This is a genomic window from Kribbella sp. NPDC048837 (assembly GCF_055586945.1).
This window is the reverse complement of the sequence record NZ_JBVJHF010000002.1, coordinates 1,328,956-1,353,536: the sequence shown is the minus strand read 5'-3', so window position 1 is coordinate 1,353,536 and position 24,581 is coordinate 1,328,956. Positions and strand designations below refer to the sequence as shown.

Annotated in this window: 26 protein-coding genes; 12 read left to right on the top strand and 14 right to left on the bottom strand. The window is 70.2% G+C overall.

Annotated features, from left to right (window positions below):
• The first annotated feature begins 29 nt into the window (after positions 1-29).
• Positions 30-1,367 carry a UDP-glucose dehydrogenase family protein gene (locus ACZ6O0_RS14425; RefSeq protein ID WP_465765325.1) on the top strand — a complete coding sequence of 446 codons (1,338 nt, stop codon included), beginning with the start codon at positions 30-32 and terminating at the stop codon, positions 1,365-1,367.
• 29 nt (positions 1,368-1,396) lie between these two features.
• On the opposite strand, the gene ACZ6O0_RS14420 is transcribed toward ACZ6O0_RS14425, so the two are convergent.
• The 3 genes from ACZ6O0_RS14420 to ACZ6O0_RS14410 all read right to left on the bottom strand — a co-directional run bounded on the left by ACZ6O0_RS14420 (position 1,397) and on the right by ACZ6O0_RS14410 (position 4,378).
• The gene (locus tag ACZ6O0_RS14420) at positions 1,397-2,617 is read right to left on the bottom strand and encodes an MFS transporter (protein WP_465765324.1); all 1,221 of its coding nucleotides are present in this window, start codon (positions 2,615-2,617) and stop codon (positions 1,397-1,399) included.
• Positions 2,618-2,692: 75 nt separating this feature from the next.
• A complete protein-coding gene (purE, locus tag ACZ6O0_RS14415) occupies positions 2,693-3,196 on the bottom strand; it encodes a 5-(carboxyamino)imidazole ribonucleotide mutase (protein WP_465765323.1) in 504 nt (167 codons plus the stop codon).
• Positions 3,197-3,205: 9 nt separating this feature from the next.
• Positions 3,206-4,378, bottom strand: coding sequence for a 5-(carboxyamino)imidazole ribonucleotide synthase (locus tag ACZ6O0_RS14410; protein WP_465765322.1), 1,173 nt, complete (start codon positions 4,376-4,378; stop codon positions 3,206-3,208).
• A 147-nt stretch (positions 4,379-4,525) separates the two neighbouring features.
• On the opposite strand from ACZ6O0_RS14410, the gene ACZ6O0_RS14405 reads away from it, so the two are divergent.
• Positions 4,526-5,086, top strand: a complete 561-nt coding sequence (locus ACZ6O0_RS14405) for a GtrA family protein (RefSeq protein WP_465765321.1) — start codon at positions 4,526-4,528, stop codon at positions 5,084-5,086.
• Here ACZ6O0_RS14405 and ACZ6O0_RS14400 read toward each other — a convergent pair whose 3' ends face one another.
• On the bottom strand, positions 5,087-5,869 hold the full coding sequence (locus ACZ6O0_RS14400; RefSeq protein WP_465765320.1) for a hypothetical protein: 783 nt from the start codon (positions 5,867-5,869) through the stop codon (positions 5,087-5,089).
• 199 nt (positions 5,870-6,068) lie between these two features.
• Here ACZ6O0_RS14400 and ACZ6O0_RS14395 point away from each other — a divergent pair, with 199 nt between their 5' ends.
• A complete protein-coding gene (locus tag ACZ6O0_RS14395) occupies positions 6,069-7,280 on the top strand; it encodes a GNAT family N-acetyltransferase (protein WP_465765319.1) in 1,212 nt (403 codons plus the stop codon).
• 7 nt (positions 7,281-7,287) lie between these two features.
• On the opposite strand, the gene ACZ6O0_RS14390 is transcribed toward ACZ6O0_RS14395, so the two are convergent.
• The 3 genes from ACZ6O0_RS14390 to ACZ6O0_RS14380 are packed head-to-tail and all read right to left on the bottom strand — an operon-like array spanning position 7,288 to position 9,553.
• A complete protein-coding gene (locus ACZ6O0_RS14390) occupies positions 7,288-7,680 on the bottom strand; it encodes an MAPEG family protein (RefSeq protein WP_465765318.1) in 393 nt (130 codons plus the stop codon).
• The gene (locus ACZ6O0_RS14385) at positions 7,677-8,648 is read right to left on the bottom strand and encodes an ATP-grasp domain-containing protein (RefSeq protein ID WP_465765317.1); all 972 of its coding nucleotides are present in this window, start codon (positions 8,646-8,648) and stop codon (positions 7,677-7,679) included. Before ACZ6O0_RS14385 ends, ACZ6O0_RS14390 begins: the two co-directional genes overlap by 4 nt.
• Complete coding sequence (locus tag ACZ6O0_RS14380) at positions 8,645-9,553, bottom strand: glutamate-cysteine ligase family protein (protein ID WP_465765316.1); 909 nt, start codon at positions 9,551-9,553, stop codon at positions 8,645-8,647. The genes ACZ6O0_RS14385 and ACZ6O0_RS14380 overlap by 4 nt, the downstream gene beginning before the upstream one ends.
• Before the next feature lie 58 nt (positions 9,554-9,611).
• Here ACZ6O0_RS14380 and ACZ6O0_RS14375 point away from each other — a divergent pair, with 58 nt between their 5' ends.
• Complete coding sequence (locus ACZ6O0_RS14375) at positions 9,612-10,085, top strand: hypothetical protein (protein WP_465765315.1); 474 nt, start codon at positions 9,612-9,614, stop codon at positions 10,083-10,085.
• Here the strand turns inward: ACZ6O0_RS14375 and ACZ6O0_RS14370 are convergent.
• Positions 10,082-10,696, bottom strand: coding sequence for a PH domain-containing protein (locus tag ACZ6O0_RS14370; protein WP_465765314.1), 615 nt, complete (start codon positions 10,694-10,696; stop codon positions 10,082-10,084). The two genes, ACZ6O0_RS14375 and ACZ6O0_RS14370, sit on opposite strands and share 4 nt — an antisense overlap.
• A gap of 145 nt (positions 10,697-10,841) precedes the next feature.
• On the opposite strand from ACZ6O0_RS14370, the gene ACZ6O0_RS14365 reads away from it, so the two are divergent.
• Genes ACZ6O0_RS14365 through ACZ6O0_RS14345 form a run of 5 tightly spaced genes read left to right on the top strand, consistent with a single transcriptional unit; the run spans position 10,842 to position 13,630 of the window.
• Complete coding sequence (locus ACZ6O0_RS14365; protein ID WP_465765313.1) at positions 10,842-12,236, top strand: OFA family MFS transporter; 1,395 nt, start codon at positions 10,842-10,844, stop codon at positions 12,234-12,236.
• Positions 12,233-12,340, top strand: coding sequence for an MFS transporter small subunit (locus ACZ6O0_RS14360; RefSeq protein WP_465765312.1), 108 nt, complete (start codon positions 12,233-12,235; stop codon positions 12,338-12,340). Before ACZ6O0_RS14365 ends, ACZ6O0_RS14360 begins: the two co-directional genes overlap by 4 nt.
• A 47-nt stretch (positions 12,341-12,387) precedes the next feature.
• Complete coding sequence (locus tag ACZ6O0_RS14355; RefSeq protein WP_465765311.1) at positions 12,388-12,579, top strand: hypothetical protein; 192 nt, start codon at positions 12,388-12,390, stop codon at positions 12,577-12,579.
• 5 nt (positions 12,580-12,584) lie between these two features.
• Positions 12,585-13,085 (top strand): hypothetical protein, encoded by a 501-nt coding sequence (locus tag ACZ6O0_RS14350; RefSeq protein WP_465765310.1) that lies wholly within the window; start codon positions 12,585-12,587, stop codon positions 13,083-13,085.
• Positions 13,085-13,630, top strand: coding sequence for an MOSC domain-containing protein (locus ACZ6O0_RS14345; protein WP_465765309.1), 546 nt, complete (start codon positions 13,085-13,087; stop codon positions 13,628-13,630). Before ACZ6O0_RS14350 ends, ACZ6O0_RS14345 begins: the two co-directional genes overlap by 1 nt.
• Here the strand turns inward: ACZ6O0_RS14345 and ACZ6O0_RS14340 are convergent.
• The 3 genes from ACZ6O0_RS14340 to ACZ6O0_RS14330 form a co-directional block, all read right to left on the bottom strand.
• Positions 13,616-14,422 (bottom strand): biotin--[acetyl-CoA-carboxylase] ligase, encoded by an 807-nt coding sequence (locus ACZ6O0_RS14340; RefSeq protein ID WP_465765308.1) that lies wholly within the window; start codon positions 14,420-14,422, stop codon positions 13,616-13,618. The genes ACZ6O0_RS14345 and ACZ6O0_RS14340 overlap by 15 nt on opposite strands.
• A complete protein-coding gene (locus ACZ6O0_RS14335) occupies positions 14,422-17,049 on the bottom strand; it encodes a phosphoenolpyruvate carboxylase (protein WP_465765307.1) in 2,628 nt (875 codons plus the stop codon). The genes ACZ6O0_RS14340 and ACZ6O0_RS14335 overlap by 1 nt, the downstream gene beginning before the upstream one ends.
• Positions 17,050-17,147: 98 nt before the next feature.
• Positions 17,148-17,774: a TetR/AcrR family transcriptional regulator gene (locus ACZ6O0_RS14330; RefSeq protein WP_465765306.1), complete on the bottom strand. Its 627-nt coding sequence runs from the start codon at positions 17,772-17,774 to the stop codon at positions 17,148-17,150.
• 66 nt (positions 17,775-17,840) lie between these two features.
• Between ACZ6O0_RS14330 and ACZ6O0_RS14325 the strand changes: the two genes are divergently transcribed.
• The 3 genes from ACZ6O0_RS14325 to ACZ6O0_RS14315 all read left to right on the top strand — a co-directional run bounded on the left by ACZ6O0_RS14325 (position 17,841) and on the right by ACZ6O0_RS14315 (position 20,208).
• Positions 17,841-18,323, top strand: coding sequence for an SCP2 sterol-binding domain-containing protein (locus tag ACZ6O0_RS14325; RefSeq protein WP_465765305.1), 483 nt, complete (start codon positions 17,841-17,843; stop codon positions 18,321-18,323).
• Between the two features lie 101 nt (positions 18,324-18,424).
• On the top strand, positions 18,425-20,002 hold the full coding sequence (locus tag ACZ6O0_RS14320) for an acyl-CoA carboxylase subunit beta (RefSeq protein ID WP_465765304.1): 1,578 nt from the start codon (positions 18,425-18,427) through the stop codon (positions 20,000-20,002).
• On the top strand, positions 19,999-20,208 hold the full coding sequence (locus ACZ6O0_RS14315) for an acyl-CoA carboxylase subunit epsilon (RefSeq protein ID WP_465765303.1): 210 nt from the start codon (positions 19,999-20,001) through the stop codon (positions 20,206-20,208). The genes ACZ6O0_RS14320 and ACZ6O0_RS14315 overlap by 4 nt, the downstream gene beginning before the upstream one ends.
• 1 nt (position 20,209) lies before the next feature.
• Here the strand turns inward: ACZ6O0_RS14315 and ACZ6O0_RS14310 are convergent, their stop codons facing one another.
• The 3 genes from ACZ6O0_RS14310 to ACZ6O0_RS14300 are packed head-to-tail and all read right to left on the bottom strand — an operon-like array spanning position 20,210 to position 24,571.
• Positions 20,210-21,691: a peptidase M16 family protein gene (locus ACZ6O0_RS14310; protein ID WP_465765302.1), complete on the bottom strand. Its 1,482-nt coding sequence runs from the start codon at positions 21,689-21,691 to the stop codon at positions 20,210-20,212.
• Position 21,692: 1 nt separating this feature from the next.
• A complete protein-coding gene (locus tag ACZ6O0_RS14305; protein WP_465765301.1) occupies positions 21,693-22,883 on the bottom strand; it encodes a Maf family nucleotide pyrophosphatase in 1,191 nt (396 codons plus the stop codon).
• Positions 22,880-24,571: a DUF885 domain-containing protein gene (locus ACZ6O0_RS14300; RefSeq protein WP_465765300.1), complete on the bottom strand. Its 1,692-nt coding sequence runs from the start codon at positions 24,569-24,571 to the stop codon at positions 22,880-22,882. The genes ACZ6O0_RS14305 and ACZ6O0_RS14300 overlap by 4 nt, the downstream gene beginning before the upstream one ends.
• Between the last annotated feature and the right edge of the window lie 10 nt (positions 24,572-24,581).

Genomic DNA, 24,581 nt, shown 5'->3' with positions numbered 1-24,581 from the left:
TGATAACCACGATGGGTAGAGTCCCCGGCATGAGTGAAGCGACCTCCCGCCCCCTGCGGATCGCCGTCATCGGCACCAGCTACCTCGGCGCGAACACCGCCGCGGGCATGGCCGAGTTCGGTTTCGACGTCATCGGGGTCGAGATCGACGAGCACCGGCTGAAGCTGCTGAACGACGGCAAGGCGCCGTTGTACGAACCCGGGCTGGACCCGCTGCTGAAGAAGCACGTCGAGTCCGGCCGGCTGCGGTTCACCAAGGACTACCGCGAGATCGCGGACTGGGCGGACGTGCACTTCATCGCCGTCGGCACCCCGCAGCTCGAGGGCAGCGAGGCGGCCGACCTGTCCCAGGTGCACTCGGTCGTCGACATGCTCGCGCCGCTGCTGACCAGGCCGACGCTGGTCGTCGGCCGGTCCACGGTCCCGGTCGGTACGTCGGCGATCCTGGAGCAGCGGTTCCACGCGGAGTCCCCGGCCGGCGTCGCGGTCGAGGTCGCCTGGCAGCCGGAGTTCCTCCGTGAGGCGCACGGCGTGGACGACACGCTGCACCCGGACCGCCTGGTCTTCGGCGTGCAGTCGGAGACCGCCGAGACCCGGCTGCGGGAGGTCTTCGCGACCCCGATCGCCGAGGGTACGCCGGTCGTCGTCTGCAACCGGCCCACCGCCGAGCTGGTCAAGGGCGGCGCGAACGCCTTCCTGGCCACGAAGATCTCGTTCATCAACGCGCTCGCCGAGCTGGCCGACGCGACCGGTGCGGACGTCACCCAGCTGGCCGACGCGCTCGGGTACGACAAGCGGATCGGCCGCGGCATGCTGAACGCCGGCCCCGGGTACGGCGGCGGCTGCCTGCCGAAGGACCTGCGCTCGTTCATGCACCGGGCCGGCGAGCTCGGCGTCGAAGAGGTGATCACGCTGCTGCGTGAGGTCGACGACATCAACCAGCACCGCCGGGCCCGGATCGTCGACGTCACCCACGAGGCGCTGGGTGGCGAGTGGGTCGGCAAGAACGTCACCGTCCTCGGCGCCGCGTTCAAGGCCGGTACGGACGACGTCCGCGACTCGCCCGCCCTCGACGTCGCCGGCCGGATCCAGCTGCACGGCGCGAACGTCACCGTCTACGACCCCGAGGCGATGGAGAACGCCCGCAAGGTCCGCCCGACCCTGCGCTACGCCGCCTCCGCCACGGAGGCCTGCGAGGGGGCGCACGCCGTACTGCACCTGACCGAGTGGCCCGAGTTCCGCGAGCTGGACCCGGCCGCGCTGCGCGGCGTCGTGGAGCACCCGGTCGTGATCGACGCCCGGCTGCTGCTCGACGCGGCCGCCTGGCGCGCTGCCGGCTGGACCTACCGAGCCCCGGGCAAGCCGTAGGGCTCGAGGTCATGTAAGCCGTAGGGGCCTTAGGTCACTGTCGCGTTGCGGATGACCGGGCGGCTGAGCGCAATGAGCCCGATCAGTGCGGCGGCGACGCCGATACCCAGGCAGACACCGGTGATGCCGATGCTGCTCACGTCGGCGAGGCTGCCGAGGATCGGGTTCATCACGACCAGGGCGAGGCTCTGGCAGAGCACGATGACCGACTGCAGGCGCGACTGGTACTCGCGCTCCACCGAGTTCATCAGCAGGGGCAGCACGTGCCCGGTGAAGGTGCCGACACCGATACCGCTGATCACCGCCGACGCGATGGTCAGCGGCAGTGCGTCCAGCGCGGACAGCCCGATGAACCCGACCGCCGCGAGCAGCAGGCCGAGCATCGCGACGACGCCCGGCCGCTGGAACGCTCCGCGCATCAGGATGCGGATCGAGATGACGCCGACCCCGATACTGCGGGTGGCGATCAGGATGCCCGCGGTCTTCGCGTCCCAGTGATGGTGGCGGGCCAGCAGCGGCAGCAGCAGCGAGTCCATCGGGATCAGCATTCCGGCCGCGATCGTCATCGTGATCAGCAGCGCCCGGGTCAACGGCCGGCCGAACGCCGCGCGGATCCCCTCGACGATCGAGCGGAACATGGTCGTGGTCCGCGAACCGTGCGGCGCCGTCGTCCCGCGCAGCAGGACCAGGACGAGGATCATGACGCCGAAGGTGAGGGCGTCGAACGCGGCCGCGGCCTTGAGGCCGGCCCAGCTGACCAGTACGCCGCCGACCGCGGTGCCGGTGACGGCGAAGACAACGCCCGTGACCTGGAAGCTGGCCAGCGCCCGCGGCACCTGCTCCGGAGGGACGAGCAGGCGCGGCATCGACCGGGACGACGGCAGGAAGAACGCGTCGATCACGCCGACGACGAGCGCCAGGACGACCAGCAGCCAGACCGGCTCGCCCACCGCCGCCGAGGCCGGCACGAGGGCGGCAGTCACCACGAACATCGCGATACAGCTGATCAGGAGGACGCGCGGCGCGCCGTAACGGTCGCCGACGGCACCGCCGACCAGCAGCAGAGCAGCACGAGGGGCGGCGGCCAGCAGCAGGATCAGGCCCGCGACACGGCCGCCGTGCTGGGTGGCCGACCATCCGATGGCGAACGTCATCGTCAGGTCGCCCAGCAAGGACACAGCAGCGCCGAACAGCCAGATCCAGTAGCGGACCGGGATGCGCTGCGTATCCGGTTCAGTGGGCGGAGTCACGATCGACGACCTTAGACGACAACGGTTGGGATCTCACGCCTACCCTGTCGGGAGTAGTGGAAAACTGAGCTGCCTTCAGCCTTTACGGAGGTCTGCCGCGCCGTCACGCACAGTACCGCCCTTGGCCCGGGCCAGATCGGCCAGAGACTCCTGGAAAGCGACCATCCGGTCCCGCAGCTTCTCGTCGGACGCGGCCAGGATCCGGACCGCGAGCAGGCCCGCGTTCCGCGCGTTGCCGATCGAAACGGTCGCCACCGGAACCCCGGCCGGCATCTGCACGATCGACAGCAGCGAGTCCATCCCGTCCAGGTACTTGAGCGGAACAGGTACGCCGATCACCGGCAACGGAGTCACCGACGCGAGCATGCCCGGCAGGTGCGCGGCCCCGCCGGCGCCGGCGATCAGCACCTTCAGTCCCCGCTCGTGGGCCGACCGGCCGTAGTCGATCATCTCGGTCGGCATCCGGTGCGCCGACACCACGTCTGCCTCGAAGGGCACATCGAACTCGACGCAGACCTCGGCCGCGGCCTTCATCGTCGGCCAGTCGCTGTCCGACCCCATCACAATGCCAACGCTCATGGGTGATCCCTACTCGTCGATGGTGCCGGTCAGGTACGCGGCCGCGTGCCGGGCGCGCTCCCGGGTCTTCTCGAGGTCGTCGCCGTACGCCGTGACGTGGCCGATCTTGCGACCCGGCTTCACCGACTTCCCGTAGAAGTGGACCTTCAGTCCGGGGTCGCGGGCCAGACAGTGCAGCAGCCCGCGGTGCATGTCCTCGACGTCGCCGCCGAGCACGTTGACCATCACGGTGTACGGCGCTCGCGCGGCCGGCGATCCGAGGGGCAGGTCGAGCACCGCCCGCAGGTGGTTCTCGAACTGGGATGTGACCGCGCCGTCGATCGACCAGTGCCCGGTGTTGTGCGGGCGCATCGCGAGCTCGTTGACCAGCAGGCGGCCGTCGCGGGCCTCGAACATCTCCACCGCGAGGATGCCGACGACGCCGAGCTCACCAGCGATCCGCAGCGCGGTCTGCTGGGCCTGGGCCGCCCTCTCCGGCGCCAAGCCGGGCGCGGGCGCCGTCACCTCGACACAGATGCCGTCCTTCTGGACCGACTCGACGATCGGGTACGCGACCGCCTGGCCGTGCGGCGACCGGGCCACGATCGCGGACAGTTCGCGGACGAAGTCGACCTTCTCCTCGGCCAGGATCGGTACGCCGCTGCCGAACGCGACCTCGATCGCGCCGTCGTCCGGGCCGTCGACGAACCAGACGCCCTTGCCGTCGTACCCGCCGCGGGTGGTCTTGAGGATGACCGGGAACCCGCCGACCCGCTTGGCGAAGTCCGCGACGTCGTCCGCGGTCTCGACCACCTGATGGGCCGGGGAAGGCGCGTCGAAGGTGTCGAGCCGGCGGCGCATGACGGCCTTGTCCTGGGCGTGCACCAGCGCGTCGGGTCCCGGGTGCACCTTGATGCCGTCGGCCTCGAGAGCGTGCAGCAGGTCGGTCGGGACGTGCTCGTGGTCGAACGTGACCACGTCACACTCCGCGGCGAACCGGCGTACCGTCTCGAGGTCCTTGTAGTCGCCGACGGGCGCGTCCGCGACCGCCTGGGCGGCCGACACCGTCGGGCCCTCGGCGAGCACGCGGAGCTGGATCCCGAGCGCGACGGCGGTCTCCTGGGTCATCCGGGCCAGCTGCCCGCCGCCGACCATGCCGACGACCGGCGTACCGACAGGGAGGTCGTTGCGATCGAACTTCACAGCCTGGAGCCTAATGTCCATACATCATCGGCCGTACGGCGGCCACCGCGGCGCGCGGGCGATTTCGGGGTCGCCCCCGTCGCCAGGTACCGTGGGAAGCTGCTGTCCTCCCCGTTGCGACGCGATCACAGAAGGTTCCGGAGACCGTTGAAGCTCGTCACCACGCTGTATCGCCAGGTCGAGCACCTGGTGCACGAAGTGGCCAAGTTCGGTGTGGTCGGTCTGCTCGGTCTGGTCGTCGACCTGCCGATCTACAACTGGCTGGTCTTCAACAACCCTCTGGTGCTCGCCGACTCCGGCGAGGGCATGCTGCACCACAAGCCGCTGACCGCGAAGCTGATCTCGACGACGGTGGCGACCGTCGCGACCTACTTCGGCAACCGGTACTGGACCTGGCGGCACCGCGAGCGCAGCGGACTGCACCGTGAGTACGTCCTGTTCTTCGTGCTGAACGGCATCGGCCTGCTGATCGCCGCCGGCTGCCTGGCCTTCTCCCGCTACGTCCTGGACCTGCACACCTGGCTGTCCGACAACATCGCCGCGAACTTCGTCGGCCTGGGCCTGGGCACCCTCTTCCGCTTCTGGTCCTACCGCAAGTTCGTCTTCCGCGAGGAGATCGCCCTCGACGAGGCCGAACACACCCCCGCCCCGGACTCCCCCGCCGAACTCGATGGCGAATCCACCGGCGACCTCCCCGCGGTCCGCTAGTCACTCCCCGTTGAGCGGCGCCCCCGGGTCCTTCCAGCGGAAGTCGACCGGGTCGGCGAGGGTGGCCGGGACCTTGCCCAGCGACTGGATCACGGTGGCCGTCCCGTTCGCACGGCCGACGGCGTACAGGTAGCCGCTGCCGGTGTCCCGGTCGATGCCGAGCAGCAGCGTCCCGTACTGACCGCACTTCTGCGCGAGCAGCGCCTCGAACCCCTGCCAGGTCTTCGCCCGGATCTGCTTCACGACCGGCTTCATCGGCGCCGCGGTCGGGATGTGGATCGTGTACAGCGCACCGCCGCGGGTGTTGGCGAGGAACGTGTCGTACGTCTTGGACTTGCTGATCAGCGCCATCGACTTCACCGCGGCGAACCCAGGAGCCGAGGCCCTGTTTCGCCACGCGCCGTTGATCAGGGTCCACCGGAACAGCGTGCCGTCACTGCGGAGTGCATAGGTGTTCCGCCGCGTGATGTGGGTGTCCGTGGGTCCTTGGTAGTCCGCCTCCTCCAGCGCCACGAAGCTCCCCCACCCGCCACCGATCGGCGCCGCGGGCGCACCGTCGTGGGTGCCGTTCTCGGCGTGGTAGCCGCTGAAGTACAACTTGTCGCCCATGATGACGTAGCCGAACACGTTGACCCCACCGAACCCGTCGTCCAGCGCGTTCATCGACGCACTGACCCGTACCTGCCCGGGCGCGTACACATCCGCCGCCACGATGTCGTCACGCGCCGTGGGCGGCCTGGTCGCTATGGCCAGCACACTCCGGTGGTCACCGCCTGACGTCACGGATCCGGCTCCCACTGCGCAGTTCGCGGTTGGTGCGGCTGTTGCTGTGGTTGGTACCAGTGCTCCCGCCACGAGCAGGGCTGCCGCAGTTGTTCCGAGTGCTTTGATCATTTCGCACCACCCCTCCTACTGCGGATGATGGCGACCCGCGGCGGTTTGTTGTTGACCGGTTGTCGGTGGGGCGTGTGAGGATGCGACTGTGAGCGAGATCGCGGTTCGGGTGGGGGTTGCCGAGGACTACGACGCGCTGTCGGGGGTGTTCGGGGGCGCGATGATGTTCGACGCGACGCCGGATGACCTGGGGCGGCGGTTGTTCGAGCCTCGGCGGGCGTTGGTGGCGACCGACGGCGCGGAGGTGATCGGGACCACCAGGGCGTTGACGCGGGATCTGTCCGTGCCGGGCGGGGTGGTGCCGGCCGCGCATGTGACCGGGGTCGGGGTGAAGGCGACGCATCGCCGGCGCGGCGTCATGTCGTCCTTGATCACCCGGCAGTTGCGTGAGGTGCCGGAGGCGATCGCGGTGCTCTGGGCCAGCGAGCCGGCGATCTACGGCCGCTTCGGGTACGGCGCTGCCGCGTGGGGCCTGTCGTACGAGATCGACCTGCACCGGGTCGGCCCGCCCAGCGTGCGGACCCGGCCCGGCGAGCTCGGCGAGCTGACCGTGGACGACGCCCTCAAGGAGCTGCCGCCCCTCCTGCGCGGCCTGCAGGAGCGCCGTCCGGGGATCTCCGGCCGCTCCGACCTCGACTGGCAGCAGCGTCTGGAGGACAAGAAGGACGACCGCGGCGGCAAGACCGCCCGGCAGATCCTCGTCCACCGCGACGAGGCCGGCACCGTCGACGGCTACGCGCTCTGGCGCGGCAAGATGAACTGGGGACCGACCGGTCCGGGCAACGAGGTGTCGCTCCAGGAGCTGGTCGCGCTCGACGCGGCGGCGTACAAGGCACTGTGGCAGCACGTGCTGACCCTCGACCTGGCCGCCAGCCTCGAGTTCGGGTACGCCGCCGTCGACGAGCCGCTGCTCCAGCTCGTCAGCACCCCGACCGCGCTGGACCGGCGAGTGAACGAGTCCCTCTGGCTCCGCATCACGGACGTCCCCCGCGCCCTCGAACAGCGCCGGTACGCCGTCGCCGTGGACCTCGTGCTCGACGTCACCGACGACCTGATCCCGGCCAACGCCGGTCGCTTCCGGCTCACTGCTGACGGCACGACCGCCCGGTGCGAACGGACCGACGACCCGGCCGACCTGACCGTCCCGGTCACCGACCTCGGCGCCGCCTATCTCGGTGGCCGCGCGCTCGCCGAGTTCGCCGCCACCGGCCGGATCACCGAGCACACGCCAGGAGCCGTCGCCCGGGCCACCTCGGCCTTCACCTGGCCGGTGGCCCCGCTGAGCATCGAAGTCTTCTGACAACGGCTCAGATCGTCACGATCGCGGTGACGCCGAGCGCGATACCGGTGAAGTAGGTGCCGAAGGCGCCGACATCGCGCAGCGGGCCGTGGGCCGCGAGCGTCTTCGCGGAGAGCATCCCGACAGCATGCGTGGTGCGCACGACCAGCGCGGCCACGGCCAGTACGTCGACCAGCCAACTGTCGGAGAGCGCCGAACACACCAGCAGTAGGACGATCATCGTCGGGATGTACTCGGCCGCGTTGCCGTGCGCGCGGATCGCGATCAGCAGCCGGTCGGCCGGATCGGTCGGTGCCTGGTTGCCGGCGCCGCGGATCGCACGCTGACGGGACACGTTGGCGCCGAGGACGAACAACAGAATGCCCATCAGGGCGATGCAGACGATCGTGACGGTACTCATGCGAGTACTCCTTCCGGGAGCAGAGCCGGTTCGATGAGCCGGCGGACGATGGTTTCGCTCAGCCGCGTGCCGAGCAGGGCGTCGGTCTTGTGCATGCCGCCCGGGCAGGTCACGTTGACCTCGATCAAGCGGCCGCCGATGACGTCGGCGCCCGCGATGGTCTGGCCGTGCCGGCGCAGCAGCGGGCCGAGTGCGGCGACGATCGCGCGGTCGGCGTCGTCGATCGCGGCCGGCGCGACCGGCGGCCCGATCCGGAAGTCGTCCACGGCCGGCCGGCGCAGCACCGCACCGGCGATCTCACCGTCGACGAGGAACAGCCGTTTGTTGCCATGCGCAACGGTCGGCAGGTACTCCTGGGCGATCACCTGCCGCTGACCGCCGCGGGTCGCCGACTCCAGCAGCGCGACCGCTGTGTGGTCGTCGCGCACCAGCCAGACATCGATTCCGGCGAACCCGTCGACCGGCTTGACCACCGCCGTACCGACCGACGCGACGAAGTCACGCAGGCCGGCGACCGAGGCACCGACGTACGTCGGTGGGCACAGCTCCGGGAACCGCAGCGCCACGAGCTTCTCGTGCACCGAGCGGATCCCGTCCGGACGATTGACCACCCGGGTGCCGGCCAGGTCCAGCAGGTACGTCGTGTGCAGGTACCGCTCGTCGACCGGTGGATCGATCCGCAGGTGCACCACCTCGAACCCGGCGACCTCGACCGTGGCGAGGTCGAGCTCGTCCCACCACTCCGCGTCGACGAGCCATCGGTGATCGCCGCCCGCGGGCCGGCGCGGCCGGAGCCGGATCTTGTGGGCTCGGGCCAACAGCCGCCCGTCGACCACGGCGAGTTCGAAGGGTTCGCAGCACCAGACGTCGAGGCCGAGGTCCTGACTGGCACTCATCAGGCCGATGGTCGCGTCGATGTCGGCCTGCAGCCCGGCCAGCGGGTCGGTGACGAACAGGACGCCGTTCATGCTGCCGCCTCCATCCCGTCGAGATCGCCGGCGGCGGCCGCGTGCCAAAGCTCAGCGAGACGATGCTGCTCCGGCTCCAGTGCGGCCAGGACCCGCCTGCGGTGATCGTCGTCGTACAGGAGATCGGCGAGCGCACCGATCGAGCGGCCGACAGCGGCCGGCTCCTGCGCGTCGAGGAAGCGGACCTCGAGGTACGTCTCCCGCGGCCGGACCGGCGGGAACAGCGTGGTCAGGTGCCCGGCCGGCCCGCCATCGACGAAGACCGTGGCGCCGGCGGCGAAGTCGGCGTACGCGACAACGGGGTCGTCCCCAGACAGCACGCGGTCGTCGAAGCCGGTCCGCGCGGGGTCGACGTTGAGCCAGGTGGTGAGCCGGCCGTCAGGCCCGGCGCAGCGCGCGAACTCCGCGGCGAGGAACGGACCGGCGAGGTTGAGGACCCGCCATTGCTCGATCCCGGCGCGGCCGGGCCACCAGTCGAGGCACACCTGGGTCGACGCGGTACGCCGCATCATCCGCCGCCCGGCCGGCCCGATCGTGTCGAAGTGCCGCTGCATCGCGGCGTATCGCGGACTTGTCAGCTGCAACGGCACGTCCAGGCGCGGATCGACCGGGAGCGCATCGATGCGGATGCCGGCCGCCGCCAGCTCACCCTCGAGGTCCCGCGTGACCTCGCAGAGCAGCCGGGCCGGGTCAGGCCCGCACGGCAGGCTCAGCTCCAGCTGACCGCCGGGCTCGAAACTCAGGTACGGCGAACCGGTCGCCGCGCGGACCCGCTCGATCGGTACGACGCCGCCGGTCGCGGCGTCGCTGACGACGAACTCCTGCTCGACGGCGACCCGGACAGTCCGGCGGCGACCGCGGGCGAACTGACCCGCAACCGCCTCGCGTAGCTCCTTGGGGTCCATCGTCCCCTCCTGATACTGTAAGGATTCCTGTCGAAATATTGGAAGGTATCCTTACAAGATGTCAAGAGCTGAGCTGCCGCGGCTTGGCCGCAAGCCGCTGATCGCACTGGTCGACCGGGCCAACCGGGCCCTGCAGGCCGACATGGTCCGGACCGCCCACCGCCGCGGGCATACCGACGTCAAACCCGCCCACAACTCGGTCTTCGGGACGCTGACCGAGAGCGGCGCCAGAGCCGCGGAGATGGCCGCCCGCGCCGGCATGACCCGGCAGTCGATGGGTGAGGTGATCCGCGACCTGGTCGCCCTGGACGTGCTCGAGATGCGCGCCGACCCCGAGGACGCGCGCGCCAAGGTCGTCAGCTACACCGAGCACGGCGTGTCCGTCGCGGGTGACGGCTACCGGCACCTGATCGAGATCGAGAACTGGCTCGTCGAGGAGTTCGGCACCGAGGCCTACGAGACCGCCCGGGACATCCTCGACCGCCTTCCCGGCCTCCTCGACCGCTGGTCCGCCGAGGAAGCCTCTGCCTAGCGGTCCTTCTCGTCGGAGCTGAACAGGGTCTCGCCGTCGTCCGTGCGAGGCTGCTGCTGCGGGCGGCGGCGCATGTGCTCCGGCGGTTCCTCGTCCTCGAGGATGCCGTCGCCGGGACGGCCTTCCGGACCGCCGAAGAGCAGGTCCGACATCTGCAGGTGGACGTGCTCGACATGCGGTACGTCGGGCAGCACGACCTGACCGCGCTCCCCCGCGGACTCGATGTGCAGGGTCCCGCAGCCGAGGATCCGGTCGATCAGGCCGTGCTCGTAGGAGACGTCGTTGATCCGCATCAGCGGGATGTCCCGGCCGGTCCGGGTGAGGATGCCGTGCCGGGTGATCAGCCGGCGGTTCGTCACCGTGTAGGTCGAGAAGAACCAGTTCAGGAACGGCTTCAGCGCGAAGGCCGCGAGGATCACCACGCCGACCGCGAGGATCGCGATCCGGGCCGGCGTCTGCAGCGACCCGGACGGCACGACCGCGGCCAGGAAACCGCCCCCGGCCGCCACCAGGAGCAGCAGGAACACCGGGAAGATCAGCGCCTTCCAGTGCGTCCGGGTGCTGACGACGACGTACTCGTCCTCACCCAACAACTTCGCCGAGATCGCCATAGGCCCAGTGTCACAGTTCCCGGGTTCGGTTGTCCCGTCCCGACACGATCAGGTGACAGGAAGTGGTTTAACACTTCACAAAATGCATACAGTGCGCGAGTATGCGCGAGGAGTAGCCACCTGGGGGGCAAGAGAAGGAGCCGTGATGGGCATCTTGTCGGTACTCGATCGGGAGCACACCGTCGCGCCCCCGGGATACAGCCGCTGGCTGATCCCGCCGGCGGCGCTGGCCGTTCACCTGTGTATCGGGCAGGCGTACGCGACCAGTGTCTACAAGACGTCGATGGTGAAGCACTTCGACAGCAGCCAGACCGCGATCGGGGTGATCTTCAGCATCGCGATCGTGATGCTGGGGCTGTCCGCCGCGGTCGGCGGCACCTGGGTCGAACGCAACGGCCCACGCAAGGCGATGTTCGTGTCCGCGTGCTTCTGGGCCACCGGCTTCCTGGTCGGTGCCCTCGGCATCGGTACGGGCCGGCTCTGGCTCGTCTACCTGGGGTACGGCGTGATCGGCGGGATCGGCCTGGGGATCGGCTACATCTCCCCGGTGTCCACGCTGATCAAGTGGTTCCCCGACCGCCCGGGCCTGGCCACCGGCCTGGCGATCATGGGTTTCGGCGGCGGCGCGCTGGTCGCCAGCCCGTTGTCCCGGCAACTGCTGAGTGTCTACGACTCCGGCTACGACCCGGACGTCAGCTCGTCGGTCGCCGGCGGTGGTGCCCTGGTCGGGCTGTTCCTGACGCTCGGCATCGGATACTTCGCGATCATGATGTTCGGGGTGTTCAACATCCGGGTGCCCGCGGAGGGCTGGACACCGGCGGGATTCGACCCGGCGTCGGTCAAGCAGAAGCCCCTGGTGACGACCGCCAACGTGTCGGCGGCGAACGCGATCAGGACGCCGCAGTTCTGGTGCCTGTGGGTGGTGCTGTTCTGCAACGTCACCGCCGGCATCGGCATCCTCGAGCAGGCCAGCCCGATGATCCAGGACTTCTTCCGCGGCTCGGACGGCAAGTCCAGCGTCGCGGTCGCGGCGGCGGCCGGGTTCGTCGGGCTGCTGTCGATCTTCAACATGGCCGGCCGGTTCGGCTGGTCCACCACGTCCGACCTGATCGGCCGCAAGCCGATCTACGCGATGTATCTGTGCGTCGGCATCATCGCCTACTTCCTGCTCGCGACCGTCGGGCACAACAGCACGGTGACCTTCGTGCTGCTGGCGGCGGTCATCATCTCGTTCTACGGCGGCGGGTTCGCCACGGTTCCGGCGTACCTGCGGGATCTCTTCGGCACCTACCAGGTCGGCGCGATCCACGGCCGGCTGCTGACCGCGTGGTCGGCGGCGGGGATCGCCGGGCCGTTGATCATCAACGGGTTCCTCGACCACGAAGGCAAACCGGGCACGCTGACGGCGGCGGCGTACCGGCCGGCGCTGTTCACGATGTGCGGCGTCCTGGCCGTCGGCGCCGTCGCCAACCTGTTGATCCGCTCGGTGTCCGACCGGTTCCACGAGAAGTCCGACGTCACGATGGAGGCGACCCGATGAACCAGACCCCACGCCTGGTGATCTCCTGGCTCCTGGTCGCCGTCCTGCTCGGCTACGGGATCATCGAGACCCTGATCACCGCCGCGAAGATTTTCACCAGTTAGGCGAAAACGATCAAGTACGGCGACGCGGGCGGCGGCACGATGGTCCCATGACCGACGTGTTCGCCGCCTTCGTCGATGTCCTGGGCGACGCGCTGGACGATCACGAGGCGACCGGGACCGACCTGGCCGCCCGGGTCCAGCTGTCCCGGTCGCAACTCGTCCGGACCGGATCCGGATCGACGCGCCGAGTGCCGCGCAGTAGGCGTGGGACCACCAGACAAGGCCTTAGGACAAGGTGAGCTCCATGGATCTCGTCCGTACGATCGTCGACCACCACATCTGGCTGCTGGGCAAGATGCTCGAGCAAGCTGCGACGCTGACCGACGAGCAACTCGACCGCCCGATCGAGATCTCGGTCGAAGGCATCGACGACCACCCGACGCTGCGCTCACTGCTGTCGCGGTTGGTCGGTCAGCTCGCGATGTGGCATGCGAACCTCGCCGGGCAGGAGTACGACTTCGCTGTAGAACAAGGCGAAAGCGTCCAGAGCATGCGCCACCGGCTCGACGAGGCCGGGCCCGCGTTCGCCGCCGAGATCGGTGAGCTGTGTGCCCAGGACCGGCTGGACGAGCTGATCGTCTGCCCGGGCGACAACGTCGAGGTCTACACCGCCGGCGCGATGATCGCCCATGTCATCACGTTCGCCTCGTACCGTCGTACGCTCGTCGCCGGTGCTCTGCACGACGCGGGCCGCGACGACTTCGACGGCGGCGATCCGATCCGCTGGATCACCCAGGCACGCTGATGCCCGCGCGACTGATCGCGGTCAACGTCGTCCACGAGATCATCCGCGGGCCGACCCGCTGGACCGCGATCGACAAGCGCCCGGTGGGCGGCACGGTCGCTGTCGACGAACTCGGTCTGGCCGGCGACAAGCAGTGCGACACCCGGTACCACGGCGGCCCGGACAAGGCGCTCTACGCGTACGCCGAGGAGGACGCCGACTGGTGGTCGACCGAGCTCGGCCGGGAGATCCCGCCCGGGCTGTTCGGCGAGAATCTGACGACCCATGGCCTCGACATCACCAGTGCGCTGGTCGGCGAACGCTGGCGGATCGGCGGGCCGAAGACCGGGATCCTGGTCGAGGTCCGGTCACCGCGCACGCCCTGCGGCAACCTGGCGGGCCGGATGGGGATCCCGCGGTTCCATCACCGGTTCGCGCGTACCGGTCGGGTCGGGGCCTACCTCAAGGTGCTGTCGACCGGCTCGGTGCGGGCCGGCAACCGGATCGTCGTGGTCTATCGACCGGACCACGGGAAGACGATCGGCGAGGTGTCACGCCGGGCGTAGGTGGGTCACGTCTCCGGCGGCCAAGGGGCGTGGGCCCTCCGGGGTTTCGACGATGAGGCGGCCGTCGTCGGCCAGGTCGCGGGCCGTGCCTTCGAGGTGGGTGCCGTCGGGGAGTTCGACGCGGACCGGACGGCCGAGCGTCGCGGACAGTTCGCGGTACTCCGGCAGGATCGTCGCCGGATCGCCGTCCGCGTCGACCCAGGCCTGGTAGCGGTCGGCAAGCTCTCGCAGTACGGCGCTCAGCACGGTGGCCCGGTCGGTCGTCGCGGCCTTCTCCAGCGCCAGCGAGGTCGCCGCGGGATGTGGCTTCTCGTCCTCGTGCAGGGTGACGTTGAGACCGATGCCGACCACAACGGCCGGACCGTCGACCCGCTCGAGCAGGATGCCCGCCAGCTTGCGGTCCTCGACCAGTACGTCGTTCGGCCACTTCACCTGGGCCGGGATCTCTCCCACCCGTCGTACGGCGGCCGCCACGGCCAACGGGACCAGCAACCCGAGCCATGGCCACCGGGCCGCACTCACACCCGTCGGACGCAACAGGGCCGACATGAGCACGGCAGAGCGCGCCGGAGTGGTCCACGTGCGCCCCAGCCGCCCACGACCGGACGACTGATACTCCGCGGCCACCACCAACCCCTCAGCTGCACCAGCCGACGCCGCGGCCGCGACGACCGCGTTGGTCGACGGCGTCTCCGCGAGTACGTCGATCTGCGTCCAGAGCGAGCCAGGCCGCACCAGCCGCCCACGCAGGAAGCGCACGTCGAGGGGCGGCCGGTCCAGGTCGCTGAACATCAGCCGGTGTTCTGCAGGCCGGCGGCGACACCCGAGACGGTCAGCAACAGCAGCCGCCGGGTGCGAACGATCTGCTCCTCGTCGAGCGAGTCATCGGTGCGCAGTGTCCGCAGCGCCCGCAACTGCAGGTAGCTCAGCGCGTCGACGTACGGGTTCCGCAGCTCGACCGCTCGGCCCAGCACGCGCCGGCCGGCCAGCAACCGGTCCTGGTCGAGCACCTTGAGCACCCACTCGGTGGTGAGCTCGTGCTCGTCGAGCATCAGCTGGGTCAGATCCGGCCGGTCGCCCAGCTCGAGGTAGCGGCCGAGGATGCGCCGGTCGGTCTTCGCCAGCGACATCTCCGCGTTCTCCAGCATCACCTGGAACAGCGGCCAGTTCTGGTTCGCGTCCCGCAGCGCGGCGACGTCCCCGACGGCCGCGAGTGCCGAGCCGAGGCCGTACCAGCCAGGTGCGTTCACGCGAGCCTGCGACCACGCGAACACCCACGGGATCGCCCGCAAGTCCTCCAACGACGACACCGCGACACCACGCCGGGCCGGCCGCGAGCCGAGCGGCAGCTGACCGAGCTCCTCGAGCGGAGTCACCCGCCCGAACCACTCCGCGAAGCCATCCGCCTTCACCAGCCGGTGGTACGTCGTACGGGCGGCCTCGTCGAGCGTCTTCTCCACCACGGCGAACCGGTCGGCCGCCGCGGCAGCCCGCTCCTCGACCGCCGGAGTGGACGCCAGCAACGTCGCCGCGGTCACCTGCTCGATGTGCCGCTGCGCGATCGCCGCGTTGCCATAGCGCGCTGGGATCGCCTCACCCTGCTCGGTGAGCTTGAACCGCCCGGCCACCGAACCGGGAGCCTGAGCCAGTACGGCGCGGTTCGCCGGGCCACCGCCACGTCCCAGCGCGCCGCCACGGCCGTGGAACAGAGTCAGCCGGACCGCATTGCGCTGCGCCCACGCGGTGATCCGCGCCTGAGCGTCGTACAGCGCGAGTGTGGCCGACACGGGACCGACGTCCTTCGCGGAGTCGGAGTACCCGAGCATGACCTCGAAGCGCCGGTCGTTGGCGGTGAGCCGGTGCCGGACCCGGGTCAGCTGAATCGCATTGTCCAGCACCTCTACCGAGTTCTGCAGGTCCTCACCGGTCTCGAACAGCGGTACGACGTCCAGCTCGATCGGGCGACCATCCAGGGCGGCATCCGCCAGTTCGTAGACGGCTGCGAGGTCTCCGGCGTTCCGAGTGAACGAGACGACGTACCGGCGGCACGCCTCGGGGCCGAAGCGCTGCTGGATCTGGCCGATCACCCGGAGGGTCGCGAGCACCTCTTCGGTCTGGTCGGAGAGCTCACCGCCACCCAGCACCTCTTCGAGCGCCTTGGTGTGGACCGAGGAGTGCTGACGGACCTCCAGTTCGGCCAGGTGGAAGCCGAACGAGTTGACCTGCCAGATGAGCTGCTGGAGCTCGCCGTACGCCTGGCGTGGCGCGCCCGCGGTGACCAGAGAGTCCTGCAGGACCTTGAGCTCGTGCAGGAAGTCAGAGGCCCGCGGATAGCCGAAGTCGGCGTCGCGGGAGCGAGTTGCGGCCAGTCTGCGCGCCGCGAGCAGCAAGAGCTGGCGGTGCGGTTCGGCCGGTGAGCGAGTCTCGATGTCCGCGATCAGGTCCGGGTTGACTGCCCGGGCGTCCTCCAGGATCCGGCGGACCGGTGCGGACGGCGGAGTGGTCGCGGCGTCCAGGGTGAGCGCCCGGCCGAGGGCGTCGGTGGCCCGCTCGAGTGCGCGCAGCACGTGGTCGGCCTGGATCTGCATGGCCTCGCGGGTGATCGCCGCGGTGACGTTCGGGTTGCCGTCGCGGTCGCCGCCGATCCACGAACCGAGCCGGACGAACGGCGCCACCACCGGCGGGCGCATGCCGGCCGCGTCACCGGCGAGCGCGTCGTCCAGCCGCCGGTAGACGTTGCCGACCACATCGAAGAGCGTCTCCTCGAACACGGCCATCGCGGACCGGACCTCGTCCAGCGGGGACGGCCGGCTGGTGCGCAGTTGCGACGTACGCCAGAGGATGTCGACCTGCTCGATCAGGCGGCGCTGGTTCTCCGCGATCTCGCTGTCGCCGGCCCGCGGGTCGCCGCGCTCGTCGAGCAGCGACGAGATCCGCCGGATCGTGGCCAGGACGGCACGCCGCCGGGCCTCGGTCGGGTGGGCGGTCAGGACCGGGCGGAACTCCAGCCCGTTCAGCAGTGCGCGGGCCTGCTGCTCGCCGCTGTCGGCGGAGATCTGCTCCACCGCCTGGGCCAGCTCGGAGACCACCGGTGCGTCGCCGGAGCGGTCCCGCTCGCGCAGCACGCGGGCGCGGTGCAGCTCCTCGCTGAGGTTGGTCAGGTGGAAGTAGCAGGTGAACGCGCGGGCGACGTCCTCGGCCCGCTCGTGCGGCCAGGAGGCGACGAGTTGCTCGGCCGCGGCGCCGTCACCGGCGATGGTCAGCTCGCGCAGCTTCTCCACGTCGTCGAGCAGCGGCTGACCGGCGTACTCGACCAGAACCTTGCCGAGGATCTCGCCGAGCAGGCGGACGTCGGCCCGAAGTTCCTCGGGCACCTCGAACCGCGCGCGGGTACGGGTCTCATTACCGGTCTCGGTCACGTTCGCCCACCCTATCGGCGGGCGCACGCCCGCGCCGCACCGTCCGCCCACTGGAAGCCGATCGTGACCCTGCGCCCAGCTACTTCACAGTAAGGCGATCACACGTTCCCGAAGCCGCCGCCCACCACCTGGGACACCACTTTGGCCAGCTCGACCGGGCTGCGGTCGGTGCCGTCGACGACGAGCATCCGGGCGCAGGCCTCGGTCATCGAGGCGAGCATCTCGGCCAGGACCGGCAGGTTCGCGTCCGGGTCGGTGACGCCGGGCAGGGACTGCAACAGGGTCAGCCGGAGACCCTCGACCAGGAACGCGCGGGCGGCCCGGACCCGCTCGGCCACCGCGGGGGCGGCGCCGTACTGGGCCCCGAAGACGATCCGCCAGGACTGCGGGTTCTTCGCCGCGGTGGTGAGGAACGCGGTCAGGCCGTCGAGGACGTGCTCCTCGGGGGTGCCGACGCTGGGGTCGGCGGGCAGCGCGGAGACGATCGAGGCGACCAGGTGCTGCTCCTCGCGGGCGAGCAGGGCCAGCAGCAGTTCGTCGCGGTTCCCGAAGCAGTCGTAGACGACGGGCTTGGTCACGCCGGCGGCGTCGGCGACCGACTGCATCGTGGTCCCGGCGTACCCGTTCGCGGAGAACACCTCGAGGGCCGCGTCCAGGATCATCGGGCGGCGGCGCTCCGGACCGAGATGCGCCGCCCGCCGGCGTTTCTCGGAGTCCTCGACCACTTGACAAACCTACCAGATCGTAGGAAATTCCTACGGTCTGGTAGGAACTGCCCGGGGGTGGTCGCGATGGCCGAGCGAGGCAGTGCCGGGTGGCTGGAGTCCGACGGGCTCACCGCCCTGGACGCGAAGGAACTGGCCCGGCTGGTCGACCGGACCTCGGAGCGGGAGCTTCGGCATCGGCTCATCGGGGGTGTGCGAGAGATCGCGTTGCGCGAGATCTTTCGCCGGATGCCGGAGTATCTCCGCCCTGCCCGGGCCGCCGGGTTCGACGCTGTCGTCGCCTGGCAGATCACGGGGGCGGGCGGGGACGGCCGTCCCGAGGACGTGGACCAGCACTGGATCCGGATCCGGGACGGCCGTTGCACCGTGCTCGCCGACTACCCCGACCCCGCGGACATCTCGATCCGCACCGACGCCGCCACCCTGCTCCGCGTTGTCACCGGCAACGAGGACCCGGTCCTGGCCGTCCTCAAACAACGCCTCTCCGTCCGCGGCGACCTCGCCCTGGCCGCCCGCCTCACCAAGATCTTCGCCGTCGGCCCCACCTGACCGTCACCGATGCCGATGGCAATCGTCCGCGCGGCGAGCGACACGGTTGCGGCGGACGTCACAGCGCCGGTACGCCGTACTGGCGCGTAGGCTGCCCGCTTATGGGAGAGACGGTGAATATCCACACGACCGCCGGGAAGATCGCCGACCTCGAGCACCGGCTCGACGAGGCCGTACACGCCGGGTCGGAGCGCGCGGTCGAGAAGCAGCACGCCCGCGGCAAGAAGACCGCCCGCGAGCGGATCGCGCTGCTGCTGGACGAGGGCTCCTTCTCCGAGCTGGACGAGTTCGCCAGGCACCGCTCGACCAGCTTCGGCCTGGACGGCAACCGCCCGTACGGCGACGGCGTGGTGACCGGGTTCGGCACCATCGACGGCCGCCAGGTGTGCGTGTTCGCCCAGGACTTCACCGTCTTCGGCGGCAGCCTGGGCGAGGTCTTCGGCGAGAAGATCGTCAAGGTGATGGACCTGGCCACCAAGATCGGCTGCCCGCTGATCGGCATCAACGACTCCGGCGGCGCCCGGATCCAGGAGGGCGTGGTCAGCCTCGGCCTGTACGGCGAGATCTTCCGCCGCAACGTCCGTGCCTCCGGCGTGATCCCGCAGATCTCACTGATCATGGGCCCGTGCGCGGGCGGCGCTGTCTACTCCCCCGCGGTCACCGACTTCACCGTGATGGTGGACGAGTCGTCGTACATGTTCATCACCGGCCCGGACGTGATCAAGACCGTCACCGGCGAGGACGTCACCCAGGAGGAGCTCGGCGGCGCCCGGACGCACAACACCAAGTCCGGCAACGCGCACTACCTCGGCAGCGACGAGGAGGACGCGATCGAGTGGGTGAAGACGCTCGTCGGCCACCTCCCGCAGAACAACCTCGAGGACCCGCCGGTGTACGACGCCCCGGCCGACCTCGAGCTCACCGACACCGACCTCGGCCTGGACACGCTGATCCCGGACTCGCCGAACCAGCCGTACGACATGCACACCGCGATCGAGGCGGTCGTCGACGACGGTGACTTCCTCGAGGTGCAGGCGCTGTTCGCGCCGAACATCATCGTCGGCTTCGGCCGGGTCGAGGGCCGCCCGGTCGGCGTGGTCGCGAACCAGCCGATGCAGTTCGCCGGAACCCTCGACATCGACGCGTCCGAGAAGGCGGCCCGGTTCGTCCGCACCTGCGACGCGTTCAACGTGCCGATCCTCACCTTCGTCGACGTGCCCGGCTTCCTGCCCGGCACCGACCAGGAGTGGAACGGCATCATCCGCCGCGGCGCCAAGCTGATCTACGCGTACGCCGAGGCGACCGTCCCGATGATCACCGTGATCACCCGCAAGGCCTACGGCGGCGCGTACGACGTGATGGGTTCGAAGCACCTGGGCGCGGACATCAACATCGCCTGGCCGACCGCGCAGATCGCGGTGATGGGCGCCCAGGGTGCGGTGAACATCCTCTACCGCCGCGAACTGGCCGGCGCCGAGGATCCGGAGTCCCGCCGGCAGCAGCTCATCACCGAGTACGAGGACCACCTGGCGAACCCGTACGTCGCCGCCGAGCGCGGGTACGTCGACGCCGTGATCAAGCCGAGCGAGACCCGCGCCGAGATCGTCCGCGGCCTGCGCCTGCTGCGCACCAAGCGCGACACGCTGCCGCCCAAGAAGCATGGGAACATCCCGCTGTGACCACCGAGCCGATCCTCCAGGTCGTCAAGGGCGACCCCACCCCCGAAGAGCTCGCCGCTCTCATCACCGTCATCGCCGCCCGCGCCGCGGCCCCGGCACCCGCGCCCGAACCGGAGCGAGCCAACAACTGGGCCACCTACTGGCGCAACGCCCGCACCCCCTTCCACCCCGGCCCGGGGCGTTGGCGCGCGAGCGCGCACCCGTGACCTAGTGGTCCTCGGCGGGCCTGAGTTCGGTTTCGTCGAACCAGAGATCGGGCGGGACGCGGTCTTCGAGCTCGGTGAGGAGGTCGGCGGCGCCGCGGAACATGTCGGTGTCGACCGGGATCGAGCAGCCGTTCAGGCCGAAGACGATCGTCGGGCTGTCGTCGTCGCCGCGCAGGACGCCGGCGATCTCGTCCCACCGGACCTCGTGCACTCCGTCGTCGTCCCGCAGTACCAGCGCTTCGTCGGTGCGCACCCACGTCATCGCGCGCGCCTCCTTGAGGAACGCCCGCGCCGCGAGCGACGGCCGGAAGGTCCGTCCCGCCGGCAACTCGGCGACCACAGGACAGATTGACCGGCGCGTGAATCCGGCTTGCTGCCACGCGTCCAGCGCGTCCTCGTCGGCGTACCCGATCGCGGTCGGCAGCGCGGCCTTCAGTACGGCGGAAATGTCCGCCGGCTGCACTGCGGCCAGCCGGGCCAGGTCGACGGGCGCGAGCTCGGGCTCGCCGAATATCCCACCCAGCAGGTTCATGAACGCTCGCCGCAGCTCGGGTTCCTCCGCCGCGATGCGTTCCTCCGCGCGGGCGACGGCGTACGCGAGCTCCGTTGCGGTCGGCCCGTTCTCGGCGAGGTCGGTGAGCGCCTCGACGACCGCCGTCGACACCGCCTTCTCGCTGCCGTCGCGGGCATCGGCGTACACGACCCAGTCGCTGCTTCCACCCGGTCCCGCGAGCAGGTCAGCGTCGACGTCGTAACTGTGCCCGCCGACGTGCCGGCACTGCTCCTCGACCCGCTGCCGCAGCACGGCGATAGCCAAGGTGGACAGCCGTACGTCGTCGTCCGGCGGCAATGTGAGCAGCACACCGGCCGCCGGGATTCCGTAACCGACCACGGATGGGCCGTCGAACGACCGCCCGGGCCGCAGGACCCGGTCCGCGGCGGGACCGGCCGGGAGCGCGAGCTCGAGGTTCTCCGGCAGCGGGCCGGTCACCTGGAGCAAGGCGTTGGACGCGACGAACCACCGGCGGGCGAACGACGTCACGTGCTCCGGTGTCAGGCCGTCGTACCCGGGACCTTCCAGCCAGGCGAGGCCGGGTCCGGTCGCGCCGTACCGCACGAACATCAGCAGTGCCGTCACCGGATGCGCGACGCTGCCCTCCTCGGCGGCCAGTACGCCGGCTTCCAGCGCGAGGCGCTCCACCGGAGGGTCGGCGAGCCCGCGGCACAACCGGTTCAGGAACTCGCCCACCCGCGCCGCCGAGCCTGACGCGACGAACGAGGTCGTCATCAGGGCGACCTCGGCGTTCATGTCGATCGGTACGTCGCGGACGGCGTGCATCACCAGATGTTCGAGGGCGTGCGCGACGCCGATGGTGCGCAGGGTCTCGTCCCGCGAGCCGACGGCGAACGTCAGGGTGATGTTGGTATGGCCTTGTGTACCGCGGTGCCGCAGCACGGGCACCCCGTTGACAGTGGTCTCCACGTCAGGTCCGCCGGAAACGGATCAGGGGATAGATCGGGATCTGGTCGGTGGTGCGGGGTGGGCCGGGGAAGGTGGTGGCGCCGTCGAGGGTGAGGTTGTAGCGGGCGGCGGTGGCGACCAGGTGGGTGAGGGCGTCCTGGGCGCGGGAGTCGTCCGGGACGCGGCCGTCGGCGTACCGGCCGGCGTCGGACTTGTCGGTGGTGGTGATGAAAACGCCGCCGGGGCGGAGGACCCGGGCGACCTCGGCGAGGACCGGATCGCTGTCGTCGAGGAGTTGGAGCAGCCAGACGGCGACGACCGCATCACAGCGGCGGTCGGCGATCGGGAGCGTGGTCGCGTCCGCGGCCGCGACGTGGCCGGGCAGGCGGATCTTCGCGCGGTGCAGCATGGCCGGGGACAGGTCGACCCCGTGGACTAGGTTGCCTAAAGCAACAAGCTCGGCTCCGACGATACCGGTGCCCACCGCCAGCTCCAGCACCCGGCCGCCCTGCGGGAGCAGGGAATGCACGGCGTGGGCGGCGGCCTGGGCCCGGGTGGTGCCACCGCGGGTCTCGTCGTACTCGGACGCCACGGACTCGTCGTACGTGAACCGGGCCGACTCCTGCCAGAGCGCCGGCCACGGGATGCCGACCTCGATCAGCATCCGGCGGAGCAGCGGCAGGGAGAGGCCGACGACGTTGTGGTAGTCGCCTTCGATGACCGAGACGAACGGGCCGCCGAGGCCGTCGACGGTGAAGGAGCCGGCGACCACGAGCGGTTCGCCGGTGGCGACGTACGCGTCGATCTCGGCGTCGGTGAGGTCGGCGAAGGTCACGGTGGTGGACGCGAGCTCGCGCAGTTCCTGCTTGGAGTTGGTGTCGATCAGGCAGTGGCCGGTGTGCAGTACGCCGGACCGCCCGCGCATCATCCGTAGCCGATCGCGCGCGACCTCCGGCGTACCGGGTTTGCCGTACGCGACGCCGTCGAACTCGAGCACCGAGTCACACCCGAGCACGGTCGCGTGGTCGTCCAGACTCGCGACCACAGCGCGGGCCTTGAGGGTCGCGAGCAGGCGGGCGAGCTCACCCGGCGTCTCGGCGGTGATGTGGTCCTCGTCGACACCGGAGACGATCACCTCCGGCTCGACGCCGGCATCTCGCAGCGTTTTCAGCCGCGCCGGCGACGCCGACGCGAGCACGAACCGGGGCTTCACAGCTTCGCGAGGGCTCGGCGCAGCGGGTCGAGACCGATCGACCCGAGGTTGAGCGCATCGGAGTGGAAGGTCCGCAGGTCGAACGCGGATCCCTTGCGCTGCTTGGCTTCCTCGCGCGCCTGCAGCCAGATCCGTTCACCGACCTTGTACGACGGCGCTTGCCCGGGCCAGCCGAGATACCGGTTCAGCTCGGCCCGCAGGAACTCGGTCTCCATCCGGCAGTGCGCCCGGAGGAACTCGAACCCGAGGTCGGCGTTCCACCGCTCCCCCGGACGCCAGCCGAACGCGTTGTCCCGCGGGATCTCCAGCTCCAGGTGCATGCCGATATCGACGATCACCCGGGCCGCCCGGAACCCCTGCGCGTCCAGCATGCCGAACCGCGCGCCGGGGTCCTCGAGGTAACCCAGTTCCTCCATCAGGCGTTCGGCGTACAGGGCCCAGCCCTCGCCGTGGCCGGAGACCCAGCAGGCGATCCGCTGCCAGCGGTTCAGCAGGTCGGTGCGCAGCATCGTCTGCGCGCACTGGAGGTGATGCCCGGGCACACCCTCGTGGTAGACGGTGGTGACCTCACGCCAGGTGGCGAAGTCCTCGACACCGGTCGGCACGGCCCACCACATCCGGCCCGGTCGCGTGGTCAGGTCCTCGCTCGGCGGCGTGTAGTAGATCGAGCCGTCGGACGTCGGCGCGATCATGCACTCGAGGGTGCGGATTTCGTCGGGGATGTCGAAATGCGTGCCGCCCAGTTCGGCCACGGCCGCGTCGGACATCTGCTGCATCCAGTCCCGGAAGGCGTCCTTGCCGTGGATCTTGCGGCCCGGGTCGTCGTCGAGCAGCGCGGCGGCCGCCTCGATGCCGGGGTCGCCGCCGTTCAGGCCGGCCGCGATCGCCTGCATGTCCGCCTCGATCCGGGCCAGCTCCTGCCAGCCCCAGGCGTACGTCTCCTCGAGGTCGACCGTCGCGCCGAGGAAGCTGCGCGAGGTCAGCGCGTACAGCTCGCGGCCGCAGGCGTCCTTCTCCGGCGCCCGGGGCGCGAGGTCGGACGTCAGCCACTGCCCGAACTGCTCGTAGGCCTTCCGCGCCGAGGCGGCGGCCGCCTCCACGCTCGCCTTGATCGCGCTGTCCGGCGCCCGTCCGGCCAGCCCGGCGAAGAAGTCGTCCCCGTCGGCACCGGTCCAGCTGGCGATCCGGTCGGCCAGGTCCTTGACCTGCCGCACGGCCGAGACCCGGCCCTTCCCGGCCTGCTCCAGCAGGGAGTCGCGGTACCCGTCGAGCGCCGTACCGACCTGGTTCAGCCGGATCGCGATCGTCTCCCAGTCCTGATCCGTTGCCGTCGGCATCAGGTCGAACACCTGCCGGATCTCGGCCGGGACCGAGGCGATCGCGTTCAGCTGGTGCTGCGGCAGGCCGGCCTCGTACGTCTCCAGCTCCAGCCCGAGGCGCTCCAGGAACGCGTCCTTGGCGACCTCCTCGCGCGGGCTGCCGGCCTCGATCGACCGTGCCTCGGCGACCGAACGCCGGGTCAGCTCGATCAGTCCTTCGAACCCGGACGGCGAGTAGTCCGGCAGCGCGTGGTCGTGACCGGCGATCCCCATGAAGGTCGCGGCGGCCGGCTGCAGGACGACGTACTGCTCGAGGTGGCGATCGGCCAGCTGGTCGATCGGGCTGTTCGGCGTGGAAGCTTCGGTCACCTGGCCGACC

Bases quoted from the DNA above. Each gene is read 5' to 3' on its own strand.
- ACZ6O0_RS14425 (WP_465765325.1), top strand. From the start codon at position 30: ATGAGTGAAGCGACCTCCCGCCCCCTGCGGATCGCCGTCATCGGCACC.
- purE (WP_465765323.1), bottom strand. From the start codon at position 3,196: ATGAGCGTTGGCATTGTGATGGGGTCGGACAGCGACTGGCCGACGATG.
- ACZ6O0_RS14390 (WP_465765318.1), bottom strand. From the start codon at position 7,680: ATGAGTACCGTCACGATCGTCTGCATCGCCCTGATGGGCATTCTGTTG.
- ACZ6O0_RS14385 (WP_465765317.1), bottom strand. From the start codon at position 8,648: ATGAACGGCGTCCTGTTCGTCACCGACCCGCTGGCCGGGCTGCAGGCC.
- ACZ6O0_RS14380 (WP_465765316.1), bottom strand. From the start codon at position 9,553: ATGGACCCCAAGGAGCTACGCGAGGCGGTTGCGGGTCAGTTCGCCCGC.
- ACZ6O0_RS14375 (WP_465765315.1), top strand. From the start codon at position 9,612: ATGTCAAGAGCTGAGCTGCCGCGGCTTGGCCGCAAGCCGCTGATCGCA.
- ACZ6O0_RS14370 (WP_465765314.1), bottom strand. From the start codon at position 10,696: ATGGCGATCTCGGCGAAGTTGTTGGGTGAGGACGAGTACGTCGTCGTC.
- ACZ6O0_RS14365 (WP_465765313.1), top strand. From the start codon at position 10,842: ATGGGCATCTTGTCGGTACTCGATCGGGAGCACACCGTCGCGCCCCCG.
- ACZ6O0_RS14360 (WP_465765312.1), top strand. From the start codon at position 12,233: ATGAACCAGACCCCACGCCTGGTGATCTCCTGGCTCCTGGTCGCCGTC.
- ACZ6O0_RS14355 (WP_465765311.1), top strand. From the start codon at position 12,388: ATGACCGACGTGTTCGCCGCCTTCGTCGATGTCCTGGGCGACGCGCTG.
- ACZ6O0_RS14350 (WP_465765310.1), top strand. From the start codon at position 12,585: ATGGATCTCGTCCGTACGATCGTCGACCACCACATCTGGCTGCTGGGC.
- ACZ6O0_RS14345 (WP_465765309.1), top strand. From the start codon at position 13,085: ATGCCCGCGCGACTGATCGCGGTCAACGTCGTCCACGAGATCATCCGC.
- ACZ6O0_RS14340 (WP_465765308.1), bottom strand. From the start codon at position 14,422: ATGTTCAGCGACCTGGACCGGCCGCCCCTCGACGTGCGCTTCCTGCGT.
- ACZ6O0_RS14325 (WP_465765305.1), top strand. From the start codon at position 17,841: ATGGCCGAGCGAGGCAGTGCCGGGTGGCTGGAGTCCGACGGGCTCACC.
- ACZ6O0_RS14320 (WP_465765304.1), top strand. From the start codon at position 18,425: ATGGGAGAGACGGTGAATATCCACACGACCGCCGGGAAGATCGCCGAC.